Raw genomic sequence first — 18678 nt, 5'->3', positions numbered from 1 at the left:
CTTGACCATTGACAGATCATCAGCCACAACCGCCTCGACGTCGGGCTCCACGGCTGGGTCACCAACACGTCGGTCGGAGTGCCCGGCCTATCCGGGGGATGGTGGGATCATGTGGCGTGCCCGATGATTTCGACCACGGCAGGGTCCTCTTGCTCCTGGCCGAGGCCGAACGCATCGACACCACCGTTGGACGCAAGCCTGGCCCACTGACTCTGCGCCGAGGGCGCAAAAGTGCGAGTGGACCCCGCCCTGAGTGCAGAGTGAACGTGCAGGGGGCGGGCGCCCGGGCGGCGGTGACGCTGACTCTGTGCCCACGGCGCGAAAGTGCGAGTAGGCGGTGCCCTGAGCGCAGAGTCAGCGAGGGTGATTCCGCCACTGGCGCAGACTGAACACCTGGCTCGACTCTGGATGGCACCAGACCCCTAGTCGTATCCCCGGCGCATGTCATCGACGATGCGGGGATGATCCAGGGTCGACGGCGGTAGCCGGCGTTGCCGCACATCGTCGGGGAAAACCGTTGCCGCATCGAGCACCTGCTGGTCGAGAAACCGCAGCTGCGGAGTATCTCCGGGTACCGCCGGCACCGGCTGGAGGGAGCACCGGCCCGCCTGAGATGCTCTCGGGCGCACCGAAAACACCAGCACCTCGCTGGTCGCCGGACTACACCCACAGCTACTCTCGGTCTCGACCACAATCTTCTCGACGACTGTGTCCTGGCCTGGGAGCGTGCTCACCAATACCCTGGATGTGCGCAACGTCGTTCTTCTTGCCAGTCTTGAACCTTGATCAGTCCAAAACGTAAACAGGACACGGCGTTGTTGCGCCCCAAATCCTCAGTTCAGACACCCACTACAACGCCACCAGAGCCCGACTTCCCCGGATGAGATCGTTGACCGGTATGGAAAACCCCTTCAAAGTCGTAGACGCATGGGTGCGCGGAAGACGCCGGCTTCCACTTGGCCACGGCGAGTCGAAGACCGAACCCGCGACCCTGGAACGCCGCCTCGGCACCACCGACGCGGTGATGATCGGGCTGGGATCGATGATCGGAGCCGGGATCTTCGCCGCGCTCGGTCCGGCCGCCCGCGCAGCGGGATCCGGGTTGCTGATCGGGCTGGCGTTGGCTGCGACCGTGGCCTACTGCAACGCGACCTCGTCGGCGCGGCTGGCCGCACGGTATCCGGCCTCCGGCGGCACCTATGTGTACGGGCGCAAACAGCTGGGAGATTTCTGGGGCTACCTGGCCGGTTGGGGATTCGTGGTGGGCAAGAGTGCCTCATGTGCGGCCATGGCACTGACGGTCGGCTGCTACGCGTGGCCCGCGCACGCTCACGCTGTCGCCGCGGCGTCGGTGGGTGCGTTGACGGCGGTCAACTACGCCGGCGTGAAAAAATCCGCCTGGCTGACCCGGGCCATCGTCATCGCCGTAACGGGGGTGCTGGCCATGATCGTCGTCGCGGGGTGGACGTCCGGCGCGACGAACACCGCCCGGCTGCACGTGACCGTTGTTTCGCCGGCCGGGGTGCTGCAGGCTGCGGGGTTGCTGTTCTTCGCATTCGCCGGGTACGCCCGGATCGCTACCCTGGGCGAGGGAGTCCGCGAACCCGCCCGCACCATTCCCCGCGCAATCCCGGTCGCCCTGGGCATCACCTCGACCATCTACACCCTGGTGGCGGTGGCCGCACTCGCGGTGTTGGGTCCGAACCGCCTCGGTGCGGCCGGCGCGCCACTGTCGGAGGTGGCGCGAGCCACCGGGGTGTCCTGGCTGATCCCGGTGGTACGAGTCGGGGCCGCGGTTGCGGCGCTGGGTGCGCTGCTGGCACTGCAGTTGGGGGTGTCGCGTACCACGTTCGCCATGGCGCGAGACCACCACCTGCCGCACCGATTGGCTGCGGTGCACCCGAGATTCGGAATCCCGCATCGCGCCGAACTTCTCATCGGTATCGTGGTCACGGTCCTGGCTGCCAGCATCGACGTGCGGTCCGCGATCGGCTTCTCCTCCTTCGGGGTGCTGACCTACTACGCGATCGCGAACGCGTCGGCATTGACGCTGCGCGACGATGAGGGCCGACCACCGCGGTGGATCCCGGTGCTCGGCCTGCTCGGATGTGCTTCGCTGGCGTTCGCGCTGCCGCTTTCCTCGATCGGCTCCGGTCTGGCGGTGCTCGGCACGGGCGTCGCAATCTACCGCCCGAACGTTCCCGATCCGCGAGCGTAACGTCACGGCGATCACAGGCGGGGAAAATCGCAACCCGGTTACGCTCGCGACGGACTCAACCTTGGGTGGACGAGTTGCCTTTGGTCGTCGTCGACGTCCGGTTGGCAGCAGGCTTCTTCGCCGGGTCCTTCTTGGCGGGAACCTTCTTGACCGCCGCCTTCTTCGCCGCCGCCTTCTTCGCCGCAGCCTTCTTCGCCGGAGCCTTCTTGACCGGAACCTTCTTCGCCCCAGCCTTCGTCAGCCCAGCCTTCCTCCCGGAAACCTTCTTGGCGGCCGACGATTTGGTCTTCCTGGCCGACCTTTTCCTTCTGTACAAGTCCAATTCGGGCAACGCGTCGATCGGCCAGTCCGCAAGGGTGTCGAGGTAGAGCTGACGGACCTCGGCTATACGGTCGGACAACGTATCCACCGTCCAATCATCGACCGGGATCGGGGGGAATACCGCGACATCGACGGTGCCGGGATTCAGTGTGGTCGAGTTGCGGGATGCGATCATCTCCGCGTTGCGGATGACGACGGGGACGATGGGAATTCCAGCCGCCATGGCGATCCGGAAGGGGCCCTTCTTGAACGGCCCGACCCCGGTGGTGTCCAGCCGCGTACCTTCGGGTGCGATCATGATGGACAGGCCGTTGCGTGCGCGTTCCTCCACGGTGTGCAACGTCTCGACCGCGGAAGCCGGATCATCCCGGTCGATGAACACCCCGTCGAGCAGTTTGCCCATGGGACCCATGATCGGATCGCGTTCGAGTTCTTTCTTGCCCACCCCGACCCAGTTGTCCTTCACCAGCGCTCCGGTGATGACGGGGTCGACCTGGTTTCGGTGATTGAAGATGAACACGGCCGGACGCTGCGCTGTGAGATTCTCTCTCCCAAGGACATTCAAGTGCACACCGCATGTGGCCAAAAGCAACTGGGAGTAATTGGACGTGAAGAAGTTCACCCCACGACGACGATCGCGCGTCAGCAGGCCCAGCCCGACCGCACCCGCCGCCACGGGCAGCATCGAGCCTGCACCGACCAGCGTCCGGATTCGTCGCTCAAGCCCGAATCCGCCTCGGCTGTCGAATTTCAGGATCGGCCAGCCACGTTTCTTTGCGACGGCGGCCATCTTGCCTTCGGGATTGGTAGGCCGAGGATTTCCGACCAGATGCATCAGTGCGACGTCTTCGTCGCCGTCGGCGTAGAAGTAGCTGTCCTTGAGGTCGATGTCGTGCTCGGCGGCAAACCGTTGTACCGCAGTGGCTTTGCCCGACCCCCAAAGAATGGGCCGCAATATGCCACCGGTGAGAATTCCGTCCGCGTTGATCTCGAAACTGTTGGTGAGGGTGTTGTCGATGCCCAGGAAGCGGGCCACCGGATTCACCTGGATGGTCAAAGCCGACGAGCTGAGCACCACCGTATGACCGCGGGCAACGTGCGCACGCACCAGCTCCCGCATCTCCGGGTAGATCCGGGACTCGATCCGCTGGTTGAACAACCGCTCGCCGATCTCGTCCAAGTCGCTCAGCATCCGTCCGGCCAACGCCATGGTGGCATTACCGATAAGTTCCTCGAATTCGATGCGCCCCAACGACAGACTGAGCGATCCCTGGACCATGCTGAGCAGTTCGCTGACGCCCATGTCGCGACGGCGCAGGCGCTCCTGGGTGAGGATAACCGCGGTGAAACCGGCTACCAGTGTTCCGTCCAAGTCGAAGAATGCACCGACCTGGGGGCCCGCCGGGCTGGCCATGATTTCGGCCACCGAACCCGGCAGACGCAGATCCTTGGATTTCCCGGCGAGTTCGTCGCCCCCGGCGCTCACGAACCCGACACCGATCGCGAGGTCTCATCGCCGAGTTCGACGGAGAACGACGCCGGCACCGCGCGCGGTGGCGGATCGCCGGCCAGGGCGAGAATCTCGTCGAAAGCCTCCAGCAGACATCTGGCGAACAACTCATCGTGTTGCACCGAGGCCCTGTCGTAGCGCACCGAAATGGTGCACCAGCCGCCGCGGGATATCAGCACCACCATCATCGCAACCCCGGGAAGTGGGCCGATCCCGTACTGCCGCAACACCTTTGCTCCGGCGATGAAGGTATCACCCGGATAGACCGGGACGTTGCTGGCCTGGACGTCCGAGCCGACCACCGAGCCGGAGATGCCCTCGAGCACCGCCGACGGCAGCACGCTCAGTACCGGAGCCATCGCCCCGACGATGTTCATCGCGGGCTCGTCACGACGTTGGGTCATCTGGGCGCGGATCTTCTTCATGCGCGACACCGGGTCCACGGTTCCGACCGGCGCCGCCAGGTTGACACCGGTGAAATTGTTGCCGCCGGCGGCATCGCCTTCGGAACGGAGGTTGACCGGCACCGCCATCGGCAACGTGGTGATCGGCATGCCCAGGGCCTCGTGGTAGCGCCGCAACGCCCCGCACAGGCCGGCCAGGTAGGCGTCGTTGATGGAACCGCCACCGGCTTTCGCCGCCCTGTGCAGATCGGAAAGCCGTAGGTCGATCGCCTCGGTACGGCTGGTCAGACTACGCCGGCGGAGCAGCGGTGACGGCTCAGCCGCCCTGTTCAGCACCCGCGCGCCCGACACCGCATAGCCGACGGCGCCGACGACCGCGGAGGCCGGGTCCGCGGCGACACGGCCGGCCGCCGAAACCAGCTCCGACAACACACCCCTCGCACCGTCGGCGATCGTGAACGGCAGAAGGTTGAGGCCCTTACGCATCAGGTCGTTGGGGGTCAGCTCCTCCGGGGCGGGCAGCGGCGGCACCGGCCTGGCCGGGGGCTCCCGCTCCATGTCGTAGATCTCGGCGAACATCGCGACGCTGCCCACCCCGTCGGTCACGGCATGGCTGAGGTGCAGCAACGTTGCGGCCGCCCCGTCGGCCAGACCCTCGACCAGCGTCGCCGTCCACAGCGGCCGCGAGATGTCCAACGGCGACTGCAGGATCACTTCGGCGAGATCCAAAACCTCCCGCAACGTGCCGGGTTCGGACACCCGTACCCGTCGCACATGAAAGTCCAGATTGAAGTCGGGGTCGACAACCCAGCGCGGAGCGGCCGTCGGCAACGTCGGGACCACGACCTTCTGTCGCAGCCGTAGCACCTTGCGCGACGCGTTCTCGAACCGGGCACGGAAACGGCCCCAATCCGGTGTGCGGTCCAGCAGTTCCAGCCCCATGATCCCCGAACGCGTGCGGGGATTCGCCTCGCCGCGGTGCAACAAATAATCGACCGGGCCCAGAATATCCGAATACCCGCTGGAATCAGCCATGGTCACGTCCCCACGAACCCCGGGCAACTCGACACCTCACCGTTGATCGAACCTCCTGCTGTCCGCCTCCGCAATCCGCGCACCCGTACCGGCGCGCCCCCTCAAACGCTAGTCGCGTTCCATCGGCGGTGAAAGTGACCGGCGCGCCTCAACGCCACGCGCCCCGGGTGTACACCGACGAAACTACCGACGAAGCGGGTACCTGGGGAAGCGGTGATCAGCTGGCCGAAGAAGCCGACCGCGCCATCGAATCCAACAACGCACATTCGCGCCGACCGTAGACGACTCCGAGAAAGTCGGCGACGGCATCGGCCGTCACCCGGGAGCGGACCGTCGGCGTGAGGTCGAACGCATGGTCGGCGTTGGCGAGCTCGGCATAGGACACCGTGGCTGCCCCGGCGCCGCGCAGCGCCGCACAGAACGCGCGCGCCTGGCCGGAGGGCACCAGTCCATCCCGCTCGCCGTGCAGGACGAAGAACGGCGGAGCGTCGCTGTGCACGTAGGAGATCGGCGACGCGGCGGTGAAGCTCTCCGGTTGATCCTGGTAACGGGCCTTCATCACGAATTCTTCGAGGAACGGCAGCATCAGCTCGTGGCTGTTCTCGAAGTCGGTGAAGTCGTAGACGCCGTAGTACGGCGCGGCCGCCTGCACCGTGGTGTCGGCATGTTCGAAACCGGGCTGGAACGCCGGGTCGTTGGGTGTGAGCGCGGCCAGCGAAGCCAGGTGCCCGCCGGCCGACCCGCCGGTGATCGCGATGAAGTCGGAGTCGCCACCGTAGTCGCCGATATTTTCGCGAACCCAGGCGATGGCCCGCTTCACGTCGATGATGTGTGCGGGGAACTTGCGGCGCGGGCTCTTGCTGTAGTTGATCGAGACGCAGACCCAGCCGAGTTCCACCATCCGGCTCATCAGCGGGTACGCCTGGGGACGCTTGCCGTTGATGGTCCAGCCGCCACCGGGGACCTGCACCAGCACCGGAGCGCGATGGCCCGGGGCCAGATCCGGGCGGCGCCAGATGTCGAGCAGGTGTTCGTTGCCGCCCGGACCATAGGAGATGTTGGATGTCTGCGACGCGTAGCGACGGTGCGGACCTGCGACGGGGTTGGGCAGCAAGCCCGGACGAGCGACTGCGGACGAGTCCGTGTCGGGGTGAAACACCATGTCCCGGAAGTTTTTACCGAACGAGTGCTCGAGTGCTTCGGCCAGAACCTCACCGGCGCGCTGCGCGGCCCACGCCGCACCCATCCGGTTGATCACCCGGGGTGCGGCGCGCGACAACAAATGTCCTGACACAACGTGCGGAGGAAATTCGGTAGCCAGCCAGCCAGCCGCCCAGCCGAGCAGGGTTGGGGACCCGCGCAGCAGGACCGAACCGGCGCGGTAGGCATCCTTGGCGCCGGCCGCGAATTGCGCACCCTGGCGCAATACCTCGGCACCCGCCTCCGAGCACCTCGAAGCCACATTGGTCATGGTGAAGCACACCTCTCGACGTCAGGCACACGCATCGTTGCGGTTGACGACCGATTTCCGGCCAGTGTTGTACGTGTGTCGAGGCTCACACCATAACGTATTTCTGGGGGACCCCGAGACTATCCCAGCCTGCCGTGTCGCCCTCGCTACTCGATTCCGCGCGGTTATATAGACTGACCTGCGCATTGCCTCCGTAGCTCAGGTGGATAGAGCAAGGGCCTTCTAATCCCTAGGTCGCACGTTCGAGTCGTGCCGGGGGCACTGGTGCAGCCGAACCCGGGCAGATCGGGTCAGGCGGTCCGGAATTCGCCGCGGTTGCCCACGGTGTGGCCGTCCTTGACAACCATCAGGATGTTGTGCGGGTCGCCGAGCGAATCGATGTCGGTGAGCGGATCACCCCGGACCACGACCAGGTCGGCGGTCTTGCCGACCTCGACGGTGCCCAGCGTGTCACCCACTCCGCACAGCTCGGCGGAGTTACCGGTGCCGGCGACGATCGCCTGCATCGGGCTCAGCCCGCCGAGTTTAACCAGCAGGCCGAGTTCTTTGAGGGTGGAGCCGTGGTCCGGCGACAGGCCGGCATCGGTGCCGACCGCGATCTTCACCCCGGCGGCGGCGGACGCGGCAATCGACTCGTGGGCCATGGCATGCCATTTTTCGCTCTTGGCGGCTCCGGCTGCCGTCACGGTCACCGGCGCCATGGTCTCCAGCAGGGTCGGCACCAGGAAGGTGCCCTGGGCGACCATTTGGTGACGCAGTTCGTCGTCCAGGGCATAGCCGTGTTCGATGCTGTGCACCCCCGCTTCGACCGCGGCTCGAATACCCGTATAGCCGCTCGCATGGGCGGCCACCTTTCTGCCACCGTAGTCCCGGCCCACCTCGACGATCGCTTCGATCATGTCCCGGCGCATGCCCAGCCAGGTCGGGTCGTCGCTGGGGGACGACACCCCTCCGCTGGCGGCCACCTTGATCACGTCCGCGCCTTGGCGGATCAGTTCCCGGGTCCGCTGCCGTGCGGCGTCGACGGAGTCCACCAGGCAGCCGCCGACCAACGGGGTGAGGTCGAGGCCGCACGGGATGTGGAAGTCGGCATGCCCGCAGCTCTGGCTGATCATGTTGACCGCCACCAGCAGCCGCGGCCCTTCGATCAGTCCGGCGGCGACGGCATCGCGCACGCCGGCATCGATGCCCATCAGGTCACGCGCGGTGGTGATCCCGTTCCGCAGCGTGGTCTGCAGCCGTTTGATCAGCTCGAAGTTCCGGTAGGAGGCCGGCCTCATCGCCATCTCCAGCGGGCTGCCGTGGGGCCCGGGCAGGCTGAAGTGGACGTGACAGTCGAAGAAGCCCGGGCAGATCGTGTGGCCGCCGAGGTCGACGGTCACGGCATCCGCTGGCGCCTCCGGGGCGTCGGCGGCGCGCCCGGCCCAGCTAACCTTGCCGGCCTCGACAAGTACCGCCGCGTCCGCGATGGCGTCGGCACCGGTCCCGTCGATCAGGGTTGCGTTGCGCAAGAGCGAAGTCGTCATGAACTTCCAGTTTCTCCTCAGCCCGAACCAAACACATTGCGATCAAACGTGATCAGATGAATGTTCCGATACCTGCAAACTATAACCGCCGGCAGCTGGTGAGCACTACACACCGGCTCCCTCCCCCGCCCTGCGCAACAAGTTTTCCGCGTGCCGCAGCACCGGCGAGTCGACCATCTGCCCTTCGAAGGCGAACACCCCCCGCTCGGTATTGGCCGCAGTCAATACCCGGCGCGCCCAGTCCAGCTTCTCCTCAGCGGGGCGATAGGCGTTGCGCACCACCGGAACCTGGCTGGGGTGGATGCACACGGTCGCGTCGAACCCGATCGCCGCCGCGTCGATCGCCTCATCCCGCAGGCCGTCGATGTCGCGGATGTCCAGGTGCACCGCGTCCAATGCCAGCCGGCCGAAGGCCGACGCGGCGAGCAGCACCGTCGACCGGACGTGGCGGGCGGCGTCGCGGTAACGGCCGTCGGGGCGCCGGCTGGAGCTGCCGCCCAGCGAAACGGTGAGATCCTCCGCCCCCCACATCATTGCGACGACGCCCTCCGCGGCGGCGATCTGGGTGGCGAACATCGCGCCGCGGGCACTCTCCACCAACGCGATCACCGCACGCGGCGCCAGTGCGGACACCTGGCCGGCCGACTCGGACTTGGGCAGCATCACAGTCGTGTACGGCGTCTCGGCCAGGGCCTCCAGATCCCGAGCGTGGTCCGCGGTGCCGGCGGCGTTGATCCGCACCACGGTGCTGGCGGGATCGAGCACGGTGTCGCGCAACGCTGTGCGCGCGGCGGGCTTGTCCGCGCCGGCGACCCCGTCCTCGAGATCGAGGATCACCACGTCGGCTGCCGCGGCGGCCTTCGCAAAGCGTTCCGGCCGGTCAGCCGGGCAGAACAGCCATCCCGGGCCGGCAGTGGGCAGACTCACGACGGGGTCCCCGACGGCCGCTTCCGCACCAGCGTGGTGCGGACCGCGCGGGCGACGACGTCGCCGTCCTGGTTGCGCCCGGTGTGTTCCAGGGTGACGATCCCCTCGCCCGGGCGGCTTTTCGACTCGCGCTTGCCGGTGCAGACGGTTTCGGCATACAGGGTGTCGCCATGGAATACCGGCTTCGGAAAGGATACTTCGGAGAAACCGAGGTTCGCCACAATCGTGCCCAGCGTCAGTTGCGCAACGGACAGCCCCACCAGGGTCGAGAGGGTGAACATCGAATTCACCAGCCGCTCGCCCCGGAAACCGGGCTGTTCGGCCGCCCACGCCGCATCCAGGTGCAGCGACTGGGTGTTCATCGTGAGCGTGGTGAACAGCACGTTGTCCGCCTCGGTGACGGTGCGGCCCGGCCGGTGCAGGTATGTCGTGCCGACCTCGAACTCATCGAACCACAGGCCGCGCTGAACCACCGTCTTGCTCTGATCGACTGTGAATTCTGCGACGCGACACGCCGGGCCGGCGTCGTGATTTTCACTCTCGCCGGAACTCATACCAGCCCCAGGGATCGCGCGATCAGCATGAGTTGCACTTCGGTTGTCCCCTCGCCGATTTCGAGGATTTTGCTGTCGCGGTAGTGCCGGGCCACCGGATACTCGTTCATGAACCCGTAGCCGCCGTGGATCTGGGTGGCGTCGCGGGCGTTGTCCATCGCAGCTTCCGAGGAGACCATCTTGGCTATCGCCGCCTCCGTCTTGAACGGCTTGCCTGCCAGCATCTTCGCCGCCGCCTCGTAGTAGGCGGTGCGCGCGACGTGCGCTCGGGCCTCCATGCGGGCGATCTTGAAGCTGATCGCCTGATAGGAGCCGATCGCCCGGCCGAAGGATTGACGCGTCTTGGCGTATTTGACGCTTTCGTCGACGCAGCCCTGGGCCACACCTGTGGCGACCGCGGCTATCGCGATCCGGCCCTCGTCGAGGATGGACAGGAAGTTCGCATAGCCTTTGCCCCGGACTCCCAGCAGGTTCTCATGCGGAACCCGGGCATCGTCGAAGGTCAGCGGGTGGGTGTCCGAGGCGTTCCAGCCCACCTTGTTGTAGGCCGGTTCGACGATGAATCCCGGTGTGCCGCTGGGCACGATGATCGTCGAGATTTCCTTCTTGCCCGCGGCCCCAGTCCCGGTGACCGCGGTGACGGTCACCAGCGAGGTGATGTCGGTGCCCGAGTTCGTGATGAACTGCTTGCTGCCGTTGAGAATCCACTCGCTGCTATCCAGGCGGGCGGTGGTGCGGGTGCCTCCGGCATCCGAGCCGGCACCGGGTTCGGTGAGGCCGAAGCCGGCCAGCGCGCGCCCGGCCACCAGGTCGGGCAGCCAGGTGTTCTTCTGCTCCTCGTCGCCGAACCGGTAGATCGGCATCGCACCCAGCCCGACGCCCGCTTCCAGCGTCATCGCCACCGACTGGTCGACTTTGCCAAGTTCTTCCAGCGCCAGGGCCAGCGCGAAATAGTCGCCGCCCATGCCGCCGTACTCTTCGGGGAAAGGCAGCCCGAACAGGCCCATCTCGGCCATCTTGGCGACGATCTCGTACGGGAAGCTGTGTTCCTCATCGTGTTTGGCCGACACCGGGGCCACGACGGTGCGCGCGAAGTCGGCCACCGTATCGCGAAGATCCTGATATTCCTTGGGCAGGGCTCCTGCTGGAATCGTCGTCGTCATGGTCTGCTAATCCTTGCCTTCCGCCGGCAGCGTTTCCGGGAGCAATCGTGCCAGCACCTGTTCACCCTTCACCTGATCGCCGACGGCCACCAGTACCTCGACCCGCCCCGATACCGGCGCCACCAGGGGGTGTTCCATCTTCATCGCCTCGACGACCACCACCACGTCCCCCTCGGTGACCGGTGCGCCGTCGCTGACCTGCACGGCGATCACATTGCCGGGCATCGGGCTGACGACCTCGGCCGGTCGCTCCCCGGTGTCGCGCTGGATCTTGTGCACTTCGGCCTCGCGAATGTGCCAGGTGCCACGCTCGTCGGCGATCCACAGGTGCCGGTCGGCCTCGGCCCACCGGTAGTCCCGGCGCAGGCCGTCCAGCGTCACGCTGATGGCACCCGGCTCGAGGCGCGCGGTCGCGGAGACGATTTCACCGTCGCCGACCTGGACCGTGGCCGCATCCGGCGGGCCCGCCACCGAAACGGTCTCGGTGCGCAGCGGGGTTCTCATCGCCGTGCGCACCGGAGCTACGGCGCCGCCGATCCGCCAACCGCTGGGGGCGCCCCACTGGGAACCGCCGGCGCGGCGGGCCAGCACCTCCTGGACGTACAGGCCGGCGGTGGCGAACACGTCGTCGGGTGCGGGCAGCGGTGCGCAGTCGGCCAGCCGCTCGTCGAGCAGCGCGGTGTCGAGGTCTCCCGCCCGCACCCGCTCATCGGCCAGCAGGAACCGCAGAAACTCGACATTGGTTTGCACACCGAGTACCGCGGTGTGCGCCAGCGCCTCGTCGAGCCGCCGCAGCGCCTCGGCCCGGTCGGCGCCGTGGGCGATCACCTTGCTCAGCATCGGGTCGTAGTCGCTGCCCACCACGGTTCCGGCCAGCAGCGAGGAGTCGACCCGCACACCGGGCCCGGACGGCTCGATCACCGCGAGCACCTCGCCGCCGGTCGGCAGGAACCCGCGTGCGGGATCTTCGGCGTACACCCTGGCCTCGATGGCGTGGCCAGTCAATTCGATGTCGTCCTGGACGAATCCGAGCCTTTCCCCGGCCGCCACCCGGAGCTGCCATTCGACCAGATCGAGCCCCGTCACCGCCTCGGTCACCGGATGCTCCACCTGCAGGCGAGTGTTCATCTCCATGAAGAAGAACTCATCGGGGCGATCGGCCGAGACGATGAACTCCACCGTGCCCGCCCCGACGTAGTCGACGCTGCGGGCGGTGTCACAGGCCGCAGCCCCGATCCGCGCCCGTGTTGCCGCATCCAGCAGCGGGGACGGGGCCTCCTCGATGACCTTCTGGTGGCGTCGTTGCAGGCTGCACTCGCGCTCGCCCAGATGAACCACCCCGCCGTGGGCATCGGCCAACACCTGCACTTCGATGTGCCTGGGCCGGGAGATAAACCGCTCCAGGAACAGGGTGTCGTCACCGAATGCCGAGGCCGCCTCCCGGCGCGCGCTGACCAAAGCGTCGCGCAGCCCACCCGGTTCGGCCACCAGGCGCATGCCTTTGCCGCCACCGCCCGCGGAGGGCTTGACCAGAACCGGGTATCCCACATCGGCGGCGGCATCGCACAGGTCGTCGTCGCTGCAGCCCGCCCGCGCGATGCCCGGAACCACCGGCACGTCGAAGGCCGCGACCGCGTTCTTGGCGGCAATCTTGTCGCCCATCACCTCGATGGCCCGTGCCGGCGGCCCCAGGAACACGATCCCGGCACGATCACAGGCTGCGGCCAATCCGGGGTTCTCCGAGAGAAAACCGTAGCCCGGGTGAATGGCCTGTGCCCCGGTGCGCGTCGCGGCCTCGATCACCCGCTCGATCACCAGGTAGCTCTCCCGGGCCGCCGCCGGCCCCAGCCGCACCGCGGTGTCGGCCTCGATGACGTGCCGGGCCCGGGCGTCGGCGTCGCTGTAGACGGCGACGGATCGGATTCCCAGGCTGCGCAACGTGCGGATCACCCGCACCGCGATCTCGCCGCGGTTGGCCACCAGGACAGTGTCAAACATGTCTCACATCCGGAAGACGCCGTAGGAAACCGATTCCAGCGGAGCGTGCGCACACACCGACAGAGCGAGCCCCACAACGGTTCTGGTATCGGCCGGGTCGATGATCCCGTCGTCCCACAGCCGTGCGGTCGAATAGTAGGGATTTCCCTGGTCCTCGTACTGCTCGCGGATGGGCGCCTTGAACTCCTCCTCCTCGTCCGCCGACCACGGTTTGCCGGACGCCGAAAGCTGTTCGCCGCGAACGGTTGCCAGCACCGAGGCGGCCTGTTCGCCGCCCATCACCGAGATGCGCGCATTCGGCCACATCCACAGAAACCGAGGCGAATACGCGCGCCCGCACATGGAATAGTTGCCCGCACCGTAGGAGCCGCCGATCACCACGGTCAGCTTCGGCACCCGGGCACAGGCCACCGCGGTCACCATCTTGGCGCCGTGTTTGGCGATCCCACCGGCCTCGTAGTCACGGCCCACCATGAATCCCGCGATATTCTGCAGGAACAGCAGGGGGATGCGGCGTTTATCGCACAGCTCGATGAAATGCGCTCCCTTGAGGGCTGATTCACCGAACAACACCCCGTTGTTGGCGACGACACCGACGGGATGGCCGTGGATGCGGGCAAACCCGGTCACCAGCGTCTTGCCGTAATTGGCTTTGAATTCGCCGAACTCGCCCGCATCGATCAGACGCACGATGACGTCGTGCACGTCGTAGGGCACCCGCGGATCCGGTGGCACCACCTCGTAGAGTTCGGTCTGCGAATACGGCGATTCGACGCCCGGCCTGATGTCCCATTGCGCCGGCTCCCGCGGTCCGAACGTGGCCGCGATGCCGCGCACCATGCGCAGCGCGTCCTCGTCGTCGTCGGCCAGGTAGTCGGTGACGCCCGACACCCGGGAATGCAGGTCACCGCCGCCGAGCTCCTCCGCCGTGACGATCTCACCGGTGGCGGCCTTGACCAAGGGCGGTCCGCCAAGAAATATCGTGCCCTGCTCGCGCACGATCACGGCCTCGTCGCTCATCGCGGGCACATATGCTCCGCCCGCGGTGCAGGAACCGAGCACGGCGGCAATCTGCGGGATTCCCTTGGCGCTCATCGTGGCCTGGTTGTAGAAGATCCTGCCGAAGTGCTCGCGGTCGGGGAACACGTCGTCCTGCCGGGGCAGGAAGGCTCCGCCGGAGTCGACGAGGTAGATGCAGGGCAGCAGATTCTGCAACGCGATTTCCTGAGCGCGCAGGTGCTTTTTCACCGTGATCGGGTAGTAGGTGCCGCCCTTGACGGTGGCGTCGTTGGCGACGATCACACATTCGCGCCCGGACACCCGCCCGATACCGGTGATGATCCCCGCCCCCGGGGACTCGTCGCCGTACATTCCGTTGGCGGCCAACGCGGCCAATTCCAGGAACGGGCTGCCCGGGTCGAGCAGGCGATCCACCCGCTCCCGGGGAAGCAGTTTGCCGCGGCTGACGTGCCGCTCGCGGGAGCGCTCGTTTCCACCCAGGGCGGCCGCGCCCAGCTTGGTGTTGAGTTCGGCCACCAGCCGGCGATGTTCGTCGGCAAACGCGGGTGCGCCGGCCGGCATCGCGGTCACCTGTCCACTTCCGAAATAATCAGCGACGGCTGGGTTTTCGCAACCACCTCGTCGACCGAGACATCCGGTGCGGTCTCGACGAGATGAAGCCCGTCGCTGCGAACGTCGACGACGGCCAGTTCGGTCACGATCCGATTGACGCATCCGACCCCGGTCAGCGGCAGGGTGCACCGGTCCAGGATTTTCGGGCTGCCGTCCTTGGCTGCGTGCTCCATCATCACGATCACCTTGCGGGCGCCGTGTACAAGATCCATTGCGCCGCCCATGCCCTTGACCATCTTGCCCGGGATCATCCAGTTGGCCAGGTCGCCGGTGACCGACACCTGCATGGCCCCGAGTACGGCGACGTCGAGGTGTCCGCCGCGGATGATCCCGAAGGATGTCGACGAGCCGAAGAAGGATGCGCCCGGCAGCGCGGTGACCGTCTCCTTGCCGGCGTTGATCAGGTCGGCGTCGACCTCTCCGCGTCGGGGGTAGGGGCCAACGCCGAGGATTCCGTTCTCCGAATGCAGGACGACGTTGATTCCATCGGGAATGTGGTTGGGGATCAACGTGGGCATCCCGATGCCGAGGTTGACGTATTGGCCGTCCTCGAATTCGGCGGCGATCCGCGCGGCCATGTCGTCTCTGGTCCAGGTCATCCGGCGCCGTCCTCGATCCCACTGTGCGAGTTGTCCGGCCGGCGGCACCCTCGTCTCATCGCACCGTCTCCTTCTCAATCCGCTTGGGCGGGTTGGGTAGATGCACAACCCGCTGCACGAAGACACCCGGGGTGTGCACCATGGCCGGGTCGATCTCGCCGGGCTCGACGAGCTCCTCCACCTCCGCGATGGTGATGCGGCCGGCCGGGGCGCATTCGGGGTTGAAGTTCCCGGCCGCATGCCGGTACACCAGGTTGCCGTACCGGTCACCCTTCCATGCGTGCACCAACGCGAAGTCGGTACGGATACTCCTTTCCAGAACGTAGGTGACACCGTCGAATTCACGGGTCTCCTTGCGCGGGGACGCCAGGGCGACCTCCCCCGAAGCGCCGTACCGCCAGGGCAGCCCGCCGTCGGCGATCTGGGTGCCGACCCCGGCCGGGGTATAGAAGGCGGGGATGCCCATCCCGCCGGCGCGCAGCCGTTCGGCCAGGGTGCCCTGGGGGGTCAGCTCCACTTCGAGTTCGCCGCTGAGGAATTGACGCGCAAATTCTTTGTTCTCACCCACGTAGGAGGATACGGTTCTACGAATTCTCTTGTTGGCCAGGAGTATCCCTAAACCGATACCGTCGACTCCACAATTGTTCGACACGGTCTCCAGGTCGGTCACACCCAGCTCGACCACAGCCGAAATCAGGCCCTCCGGGATACCGCAGAGCCCGAAGCCGCCGACGGCCAACGATGCCCCGTCGGCAATGTCTGCCACCGCTTCAGCAGCGGTCGCGACCACCTTGTCCATGTGCCGCAGCGCCTCCGACTTCAGTTAATACTCATTAACTGGAACGTGAGACTACCATTCCCCCCGCGGCGCGTCCAGACAGGTTTGCCGCCTCAGCCGCTCAAGTACTCGATGGCGAGCTCACGCAGCTCGACTTTGCGCACTTTGCCGGTGATGGTCATCGGAAACTCCTCGACCACCCACAGATACCGCGGGATCTTGTATCCCGCGATGCGGCCGCGGCAGAAGTCGCGCAGCGCCTCGACGGTCGGTTCCGGCGCCCCTTCGCGCAGCTTGACCACCGCCATCGGCTCCTCCCCGTACCGTTCGTCGGGCACTCCGATGAGGTGCACGTCGACGATGTCGGGATGGGTGTACAGCAGCTCCTCGACCTCGCGCGGCGAGATGTTCTCGCCGCCGCGCACCACGATGTCCTTGAGCCGGCCGGTGATCCGGATGTACCCGTCGGCATCCATGGACGCCAGGTCTCCGCTGTGCATCCACCCGTCGGCGTCGATCACCTCCGAGGTCTTCTCCGGATCGTTCCAGTAACCGGACATCACCGCGTAGCCGCGTGTGCAGAACTCCCCGGATACGCCGCGGGGCACCGTCACGCCGGTCTGCGGGTCGATCACCTTGATCTCCAGGTGCGGACCGACCCGACCGACGGTGCCGACCCGCCGGTCCAGCGAATCGTCGCTGCGGGTCTGGGTGGACACCGGAGCCGTCTCGGTCATGCCGTAGCAGATCGACACCTCGGCCATGTGCATGCGTTCGATCACCGTGCGCATCACCTCCACCGGGCACGGTGAGCCCGCCATGATCCCGGTGCGCAGACTGCCCAATTCGTAGTCGGCGAAGTCTCCCAGGCCGAGTTCGGCGATAAACATCGTCGGCACCCCGTAGAGGCTGGTACAGCGTTCGGCCTGTACCGCGCGCAGGGTGGCGCCCGCATCGAAGCCGGGAGCGGGTATCACCACGGCGGCCCCGTGGCTGGTGGCCGCCAGATTTCCCATCACCATCCCGAAGCAGTGATAAAACGGGACTGGCGTGCAAATCCGGTCTCGTTCGGTGTATCCGAGCAGCTCCCCCACCAGGTAGCCGTTGTTGAGGATGTTGCGATGGCTCAACGTAACGCCCTTGGGGTAACCCGTTGTGCCCGAGGTGTATTGGATGTTGATCGGATCGGCGGGATGTAACGTCTCCGCCCTTGCCCGCAACATCTTCGCATCGACGTCCGCTTCGGCCAGCCCGTTCCAACGGTCACCGCCCAAGAGGATCACCTCGCGCAGGTCCGGGCATCCCGGGGCCACCTCGGCGAGCATCTGCGCATAGTCCGCGTCCTTGAATCCCGCTGCCGCGATCACCATCGATACGCCCGATTGCCTTAGCACATACTCCAATTCACTGTTGCGAAAGGCCGGATTGATGGTCACCAGAATGGCGCCGATCTCAGCCGTCGCGTACTGGACAAGAACCCACTCCCATCGGTTCGGCGCCCATATGCCTACCCGATCGCCGCCGGCGACGCCGGCCTTCAGCAGCCCCGTCGCCAACCGGCGTACATCGACTGAGAAATCGGCGTAGGTCCACCGGCGGTTCGCCGCGATGTCCACCAGCGCTTCACCGCAGCCGAATTCTGCTGCAGTCGCAGCAAGGTTTGCCCCTATCGTCATGTCCAACAGCGACGGCGCGCTCGGACCACGCTCGTAGGAAAGCGAATTGCGATGTGCAGCGTCGGTGGTTGTCACGGTTCCTCCGACCGGTGATTGGATGTTACGTTAGTGACGATTAACCGAGATGTCCAGGAGTCCGTCATGGCAACGTCCGCCCAGGACCGGTACTCCGGCCAGAACCGCGGCACCGACCCCGATCAGGACCTCGGACGGCCCGGGGCGCTGAATCGGCGCAGCCAGTTGAAGTCCGACCGGCGCGCCCAACTTCTCTCAGCCGCCGAACAACTGATCGCCGAACGCGGTTTCCTGGCGGTACGGCTGGAAGACATCGGCGCACTGGCCGGCGTGAGCGGGCCGGCGATCTACCGGCATTTCTCCGGCAAGGAGTCGCTACTGGTGGAGTTGCTGGTGGGGATCAGCACCCGGCTGCTGGCCGGCGCCCGCACAGTCGCCGGACGCGGCGACGACCCGGCCACCACACTCGACGGGCTGATCGATTTCCACCTCGACTTCGCCCTCGGCGAACCCGACCTCATCAGGATCCAGGACCGCGATCTGGCCCACCTGCCTCGGGCGGCGGAGCGCAAGGTGCGCAAAGCGCAGCGTCAGTATGTCGAGATCTGGGTGGGCGTGCTGCGCGAGTTGAACGCCGACCTGGCCGAGGTTGACGCCCGGCTGATGGCACATGCCGCGTTCGGCCTGTTGAACTCCACGCCCCACATCACCAAATCCGGCGACGCCAAGCCGGCACACGCGGCCCGCGACCGAGCCCTGATGCGCTCGATGACACTCGCCGCGCTCACCGCCGGCCGCCGGTAGCGCGCGTCCGCCGCCCCCGGGGTGCCAAGATCGCCCCACCGCGCTGC

At 66.5% G+C, this 18678-nt stretch carries 14 protein-coding genes, 1 tRNA gene and 1 pseudogene; 3 read left to right on the top strand and 13 right to left on the bottom strand.

Going from position 1 to position 18678, the window contains the following annotated elements; all coding sequences use genetic code 11:
* Positions 1-422: 422 nt before the first annotated feature.
* Positions 423-593: pseudogene (locus ACK5M9_RS04500) on the bottom strand (spermidine synthase); the annotation flags it as partial.
* A gap of 305 nt (positions 594-898) precedes the next feature.
* Here ACK5M9_RS04500 and ACK5M9_RS04495 point away from each other — a divergent pair.
* Positions 899-2218, top strand: coding sequence for an APC family permease (locus tag ACK5M9_RS04495; protein ID WP_416891993.1), 1320 nt, complete (start codon positions 899-901; stop codon positions 2216-2218).
* A gap of 55 nt (positions 2219-2273) precedes the next feature.
* Here ACK5M9_RS04495 and ACK5M9_RS04490 read toward each other — a convergent pair whose 3' ends face one another.
* The 3 genes from ACK5M9_RS04490 to ACK5M9_RS04480 form a co-directional block, all read right to left on the bottom strand.
* Positions 2274-3953 (bottom strand): HAD-IB family hydrolase, encoded by a 1680-nt coding sequence (locus ACK5M9_RS04490; RefSeq protein ID WP_416891992.1) that lies wholly within the window; start codon positions 3951-3953, stop codon positions 2274-2276.
* Positions 3954-4021: 68 nt separating this feature from the next.
* Positions 4022-5488 (bottom strand): wax ester/triacylglycerol synthase family O-acyltransferase, encoded by a 1467-nt coding sequence (locus ACK5M9_RS04485; RefSeq protein ID WP_416891988.1) that lies wholly within the window; start codon positions 5486-5488, stop codon positions 4022-4024.
* A 217-nt stretch (positions 5489-5705) separates the two neighbouring features.
* Positions 5706-6959 carry an alpha/beta hydrolase fold domain-containing protein gene (locus ACK5M9_RS04480; RefSeq protein ID WP_416891987.1) on the bottom strand — a complete coding sequence of 418 codons (1254 nt, stop codon included), beginning with the start codon at positions 6957-6959 and terminating at the stop codon, positions 5706-5708.
* A 187-nt stretch (positions 6960-7146) separates the two neighbouring features.
* Between ACK5M9_RS04480 and ACK5M9_RS04475 the strand changes: the two genes are divergently transcribed.
* Positions 7147-7220: transfer RNA gene (locus ACK5M9_RS04475), tRNA-Arg, on the top strand.
* A gap of 29 nt (positions 7221-7249) precedes the next feature.
* Here ACK5M9_RS04475 and ACK5M9_RS04470 read toward each other — a convergent pair.
* The 9 genes from ACK5M9_RS04470 to ACK5M9_RS04430 all read right to left on the bottom strand — a co-directional run bounded on the left by ACK5M9_RS04470 (position 7250) and on the right by ACK5M9_RS04430 (position 17812).
* A complete protein-coding gene (locus ACK5M9_RS04470) occupies positions 7250-8485 on the bottom strand; it encodes an amidohydrolase family protein (RefSeq protein WP_416891986.1) in 1236 nt (411 codons plus the stop codon).
* A gap of 105 nt (positions 8486-8590) precedes the next feature.
* Entirely contained in the window at positions 8591-9412 is an 822-nt protein-coding gene (locus ACK5M9_RS04465; RefSeq protein WP_416891985.1) for an HpcH/HpaI aldolase/citrate lyase family protein, read from the bottom strand.
* On the bottom strand, positions 9409-9966 hold the full coding sequence (locus ACK5M9_RS04460; protein ID WP_416891984.1) for a MaoC family dehydratase: 558 nt from the start codon (positions 9964-9966) through the stop codon (positions 9409-9411). Before ACK5M9_RS04460 ends, ACK5M9_RS04465 begins: the two co-directional genes overlap by 4 nt.
* A complete protein-coding gene (locus ACK5M9_RS04455; RefSeq protein ID WP_416891983.1) occupies positions 9963-11129 on the bottom strand; it encodes an acyl-CoA dehydrogenase family protein in 1167 nt (388 codons plus the stop codon). The genes ACK5M9_RS04460 and ACK5M9_RS04455 overlap by 4 nt, the downstream gene beginning before the upstream one ends.
* Positions 11130-11135: 6 nt before the next feature.
* A complete protein-coding gene (locus ACK5M9_RS04450; RefSeq protein WP_416891982.1) occupies positions 11136-13127 on the bottom strand; it encodes an acetyl/propionyl/methylcrotonyl-CoA carboxylase subunit alpha in 1992 nt (663 codons plus the stop codon).
* A 3-nt stretch (positions 13128-13130) separates the two neighbouring features.
* On the bottom strand, positions 13131-14708 hold the full coding sequence (locus ACK5M9_RS04445; RefSeq protein WP_416891991.1) for a carboxyl transferase domain-containing protein: 1578 nt from the start codon (positions 14706-14708) through the stop codon (positions 13131-13133).
* A 5-nt stretch (positions 14709-14713) separates the two neighbouring features.
* Positions 14714-15358: a CoA transferase subunit B gene (locus tag ACK5M9_RS04440; protein WP_416891981.1), complete on the bottom strand. Its 645-nt coding sequence runs from the start codon at positions 15356-15358 to the stop codon at positions 14714-14716.
* A gap of 55 nt (positions 15359-15413) precedes the next feature.
* Positions 15414-16157 (bottom strand): CoA transferase subunit A, encoded by a 744-nt coding sequence (locus ACK5M9_RS04435; protein WP_416891980.1) that lies wholly within the window; start codon positions 16155-16157, stop codon positions 15414-15416.
* Between the two features lie 92 nt (positions 16158-16249).
* Complete coding sequence (locus ACK5M9_RS04430; protein ID WP_416891990.1) at positions 16250-17812, bottom strand: AMP-binding protein; 1563 nt, start codon at positions 17810-17812, stop codon at positions 16250-16252.
* A gap of 141 nt (positions 17813-17953) precedes the next feature.
* On the opposite strand from ACK5M9_RS04430, the gene ACK5M9_RS04425 reads away from it, so the two are divergent.
* Positions 17954-18631, top strand: coding sequence for a TetR/AcrR family transcriptional regulator (locus ACK5M9_RS04425; protein WP_416891979.1), 678 nt, complete (start codon positions 17954-17956; stop codon positions 18629-18631).
* Positions 18632-18678: the final 47 nt, after the last annotated feature.

Source organism: Mycobacterium sp., from assembly GCF_047975165.1.
In the GTDB taxonomy this organism is placed as follows: Bacteria; Actinomycetota; Actinomycetes; order Mycobacteriales; family Mycobacteriaceae; genus Mycobacterium.
Note: the sequence above shows the minus strand (reverse complement) of the source record. Positions and strands in the feature narration are given on the sequence as shown.

Coding starts and splice junctions, on each gene's coding strand:
- ACK5M9_RS04495 (WP_416891993.1), top strand. CDS start 899: ATGGAAAACCCCTTCAAAGTCGTAGACGCATGGGTGCGCGGAAGACGC.
- ACK5M9_RS04490 (WP_416891992.1), bottom strand. CDS start 3,953: ATGGCCAGCCCGGCGGGCCCCCAGGTCGGTGCATTCTTCGACTTGGAC.
- ACK5M9_RS04485 (WP_416891988.1), bottom strand. CDS start 5,488: ATGGCTGATTCCAGCGGGTATTCGGATATTCTGGGCCCGGTCGATTAT.
- ACK5M9_RS04480 (WP_416891987.1), bottom strand. CDS start 6,959: ATGACCAATGTGGCTTCGAGGTGCTCGGAGGCGGGTGCCGAGGTATTG.
- ACK5M9_RS04470 (WP_416891986.1), bottom strand. CDS start 8,485: ATGACGACTTCGCTCTTGCGCAACGCAACCCTGATCGACGGGACCGGT.
- ACK5M9_RS04460 (WP_416891984.1), bottom strand. CDS start 9,966: ATGAGTTCCGGCGAGAGTGAAAATCACGACGCCGGCCCGGCGTGTCGC.
- ACK5M9_RS04455 (WP_416891983.1), bottom strand. CDS start 11,129: ATGACGACGACGATTCCAGCAGGAGCCCTGCCCAAGGAATATCAGGAT.
- ACK5M9_RS04450 (WP_416891982.1), bottom strand. CDS start 13,127: ATGTTTGACACTGTCCTGGTGGCCAACCGCGGCGAGATCGCGGTGCGG.
- ACK5M9_RS04445 (WP_416891991.1), bottom strand. CDS start 14,708: ATGCCGGCCGGCGCACCCGCGTTTGCCGACGAACATCGCCGGCTGGTG.
- ACK5M9_RS04440 (WP_416891981.1), bottom strand. CDS start 15,358: ATGACCTGGACCAGAGACGACATGGCCGCGCGGATCGCCGCCGAATTC.
- ACK5M9_RS04435 (WP_416891980.1), bottom strand. CDS start 16,157: ATGGACAAGGTGGTCGCGACCGCTGCTGAAGCGGTGGCAGACATTGCC.
- ACK5M9_RS04430 (WP_416891990.1), bottom strand. CDS start 17,812: ATGACGATAGGGGCAAACCTTGCTGCGACTGCAGCAGAATTCGGCTGC.
- ACK5M9_RS04425 (WP_416891979.1), top strand. CDS start 17,954: ATGGCAACGTCCGCCCAGGACCGGTACTCCGGCCAGAACCGCGGCACC.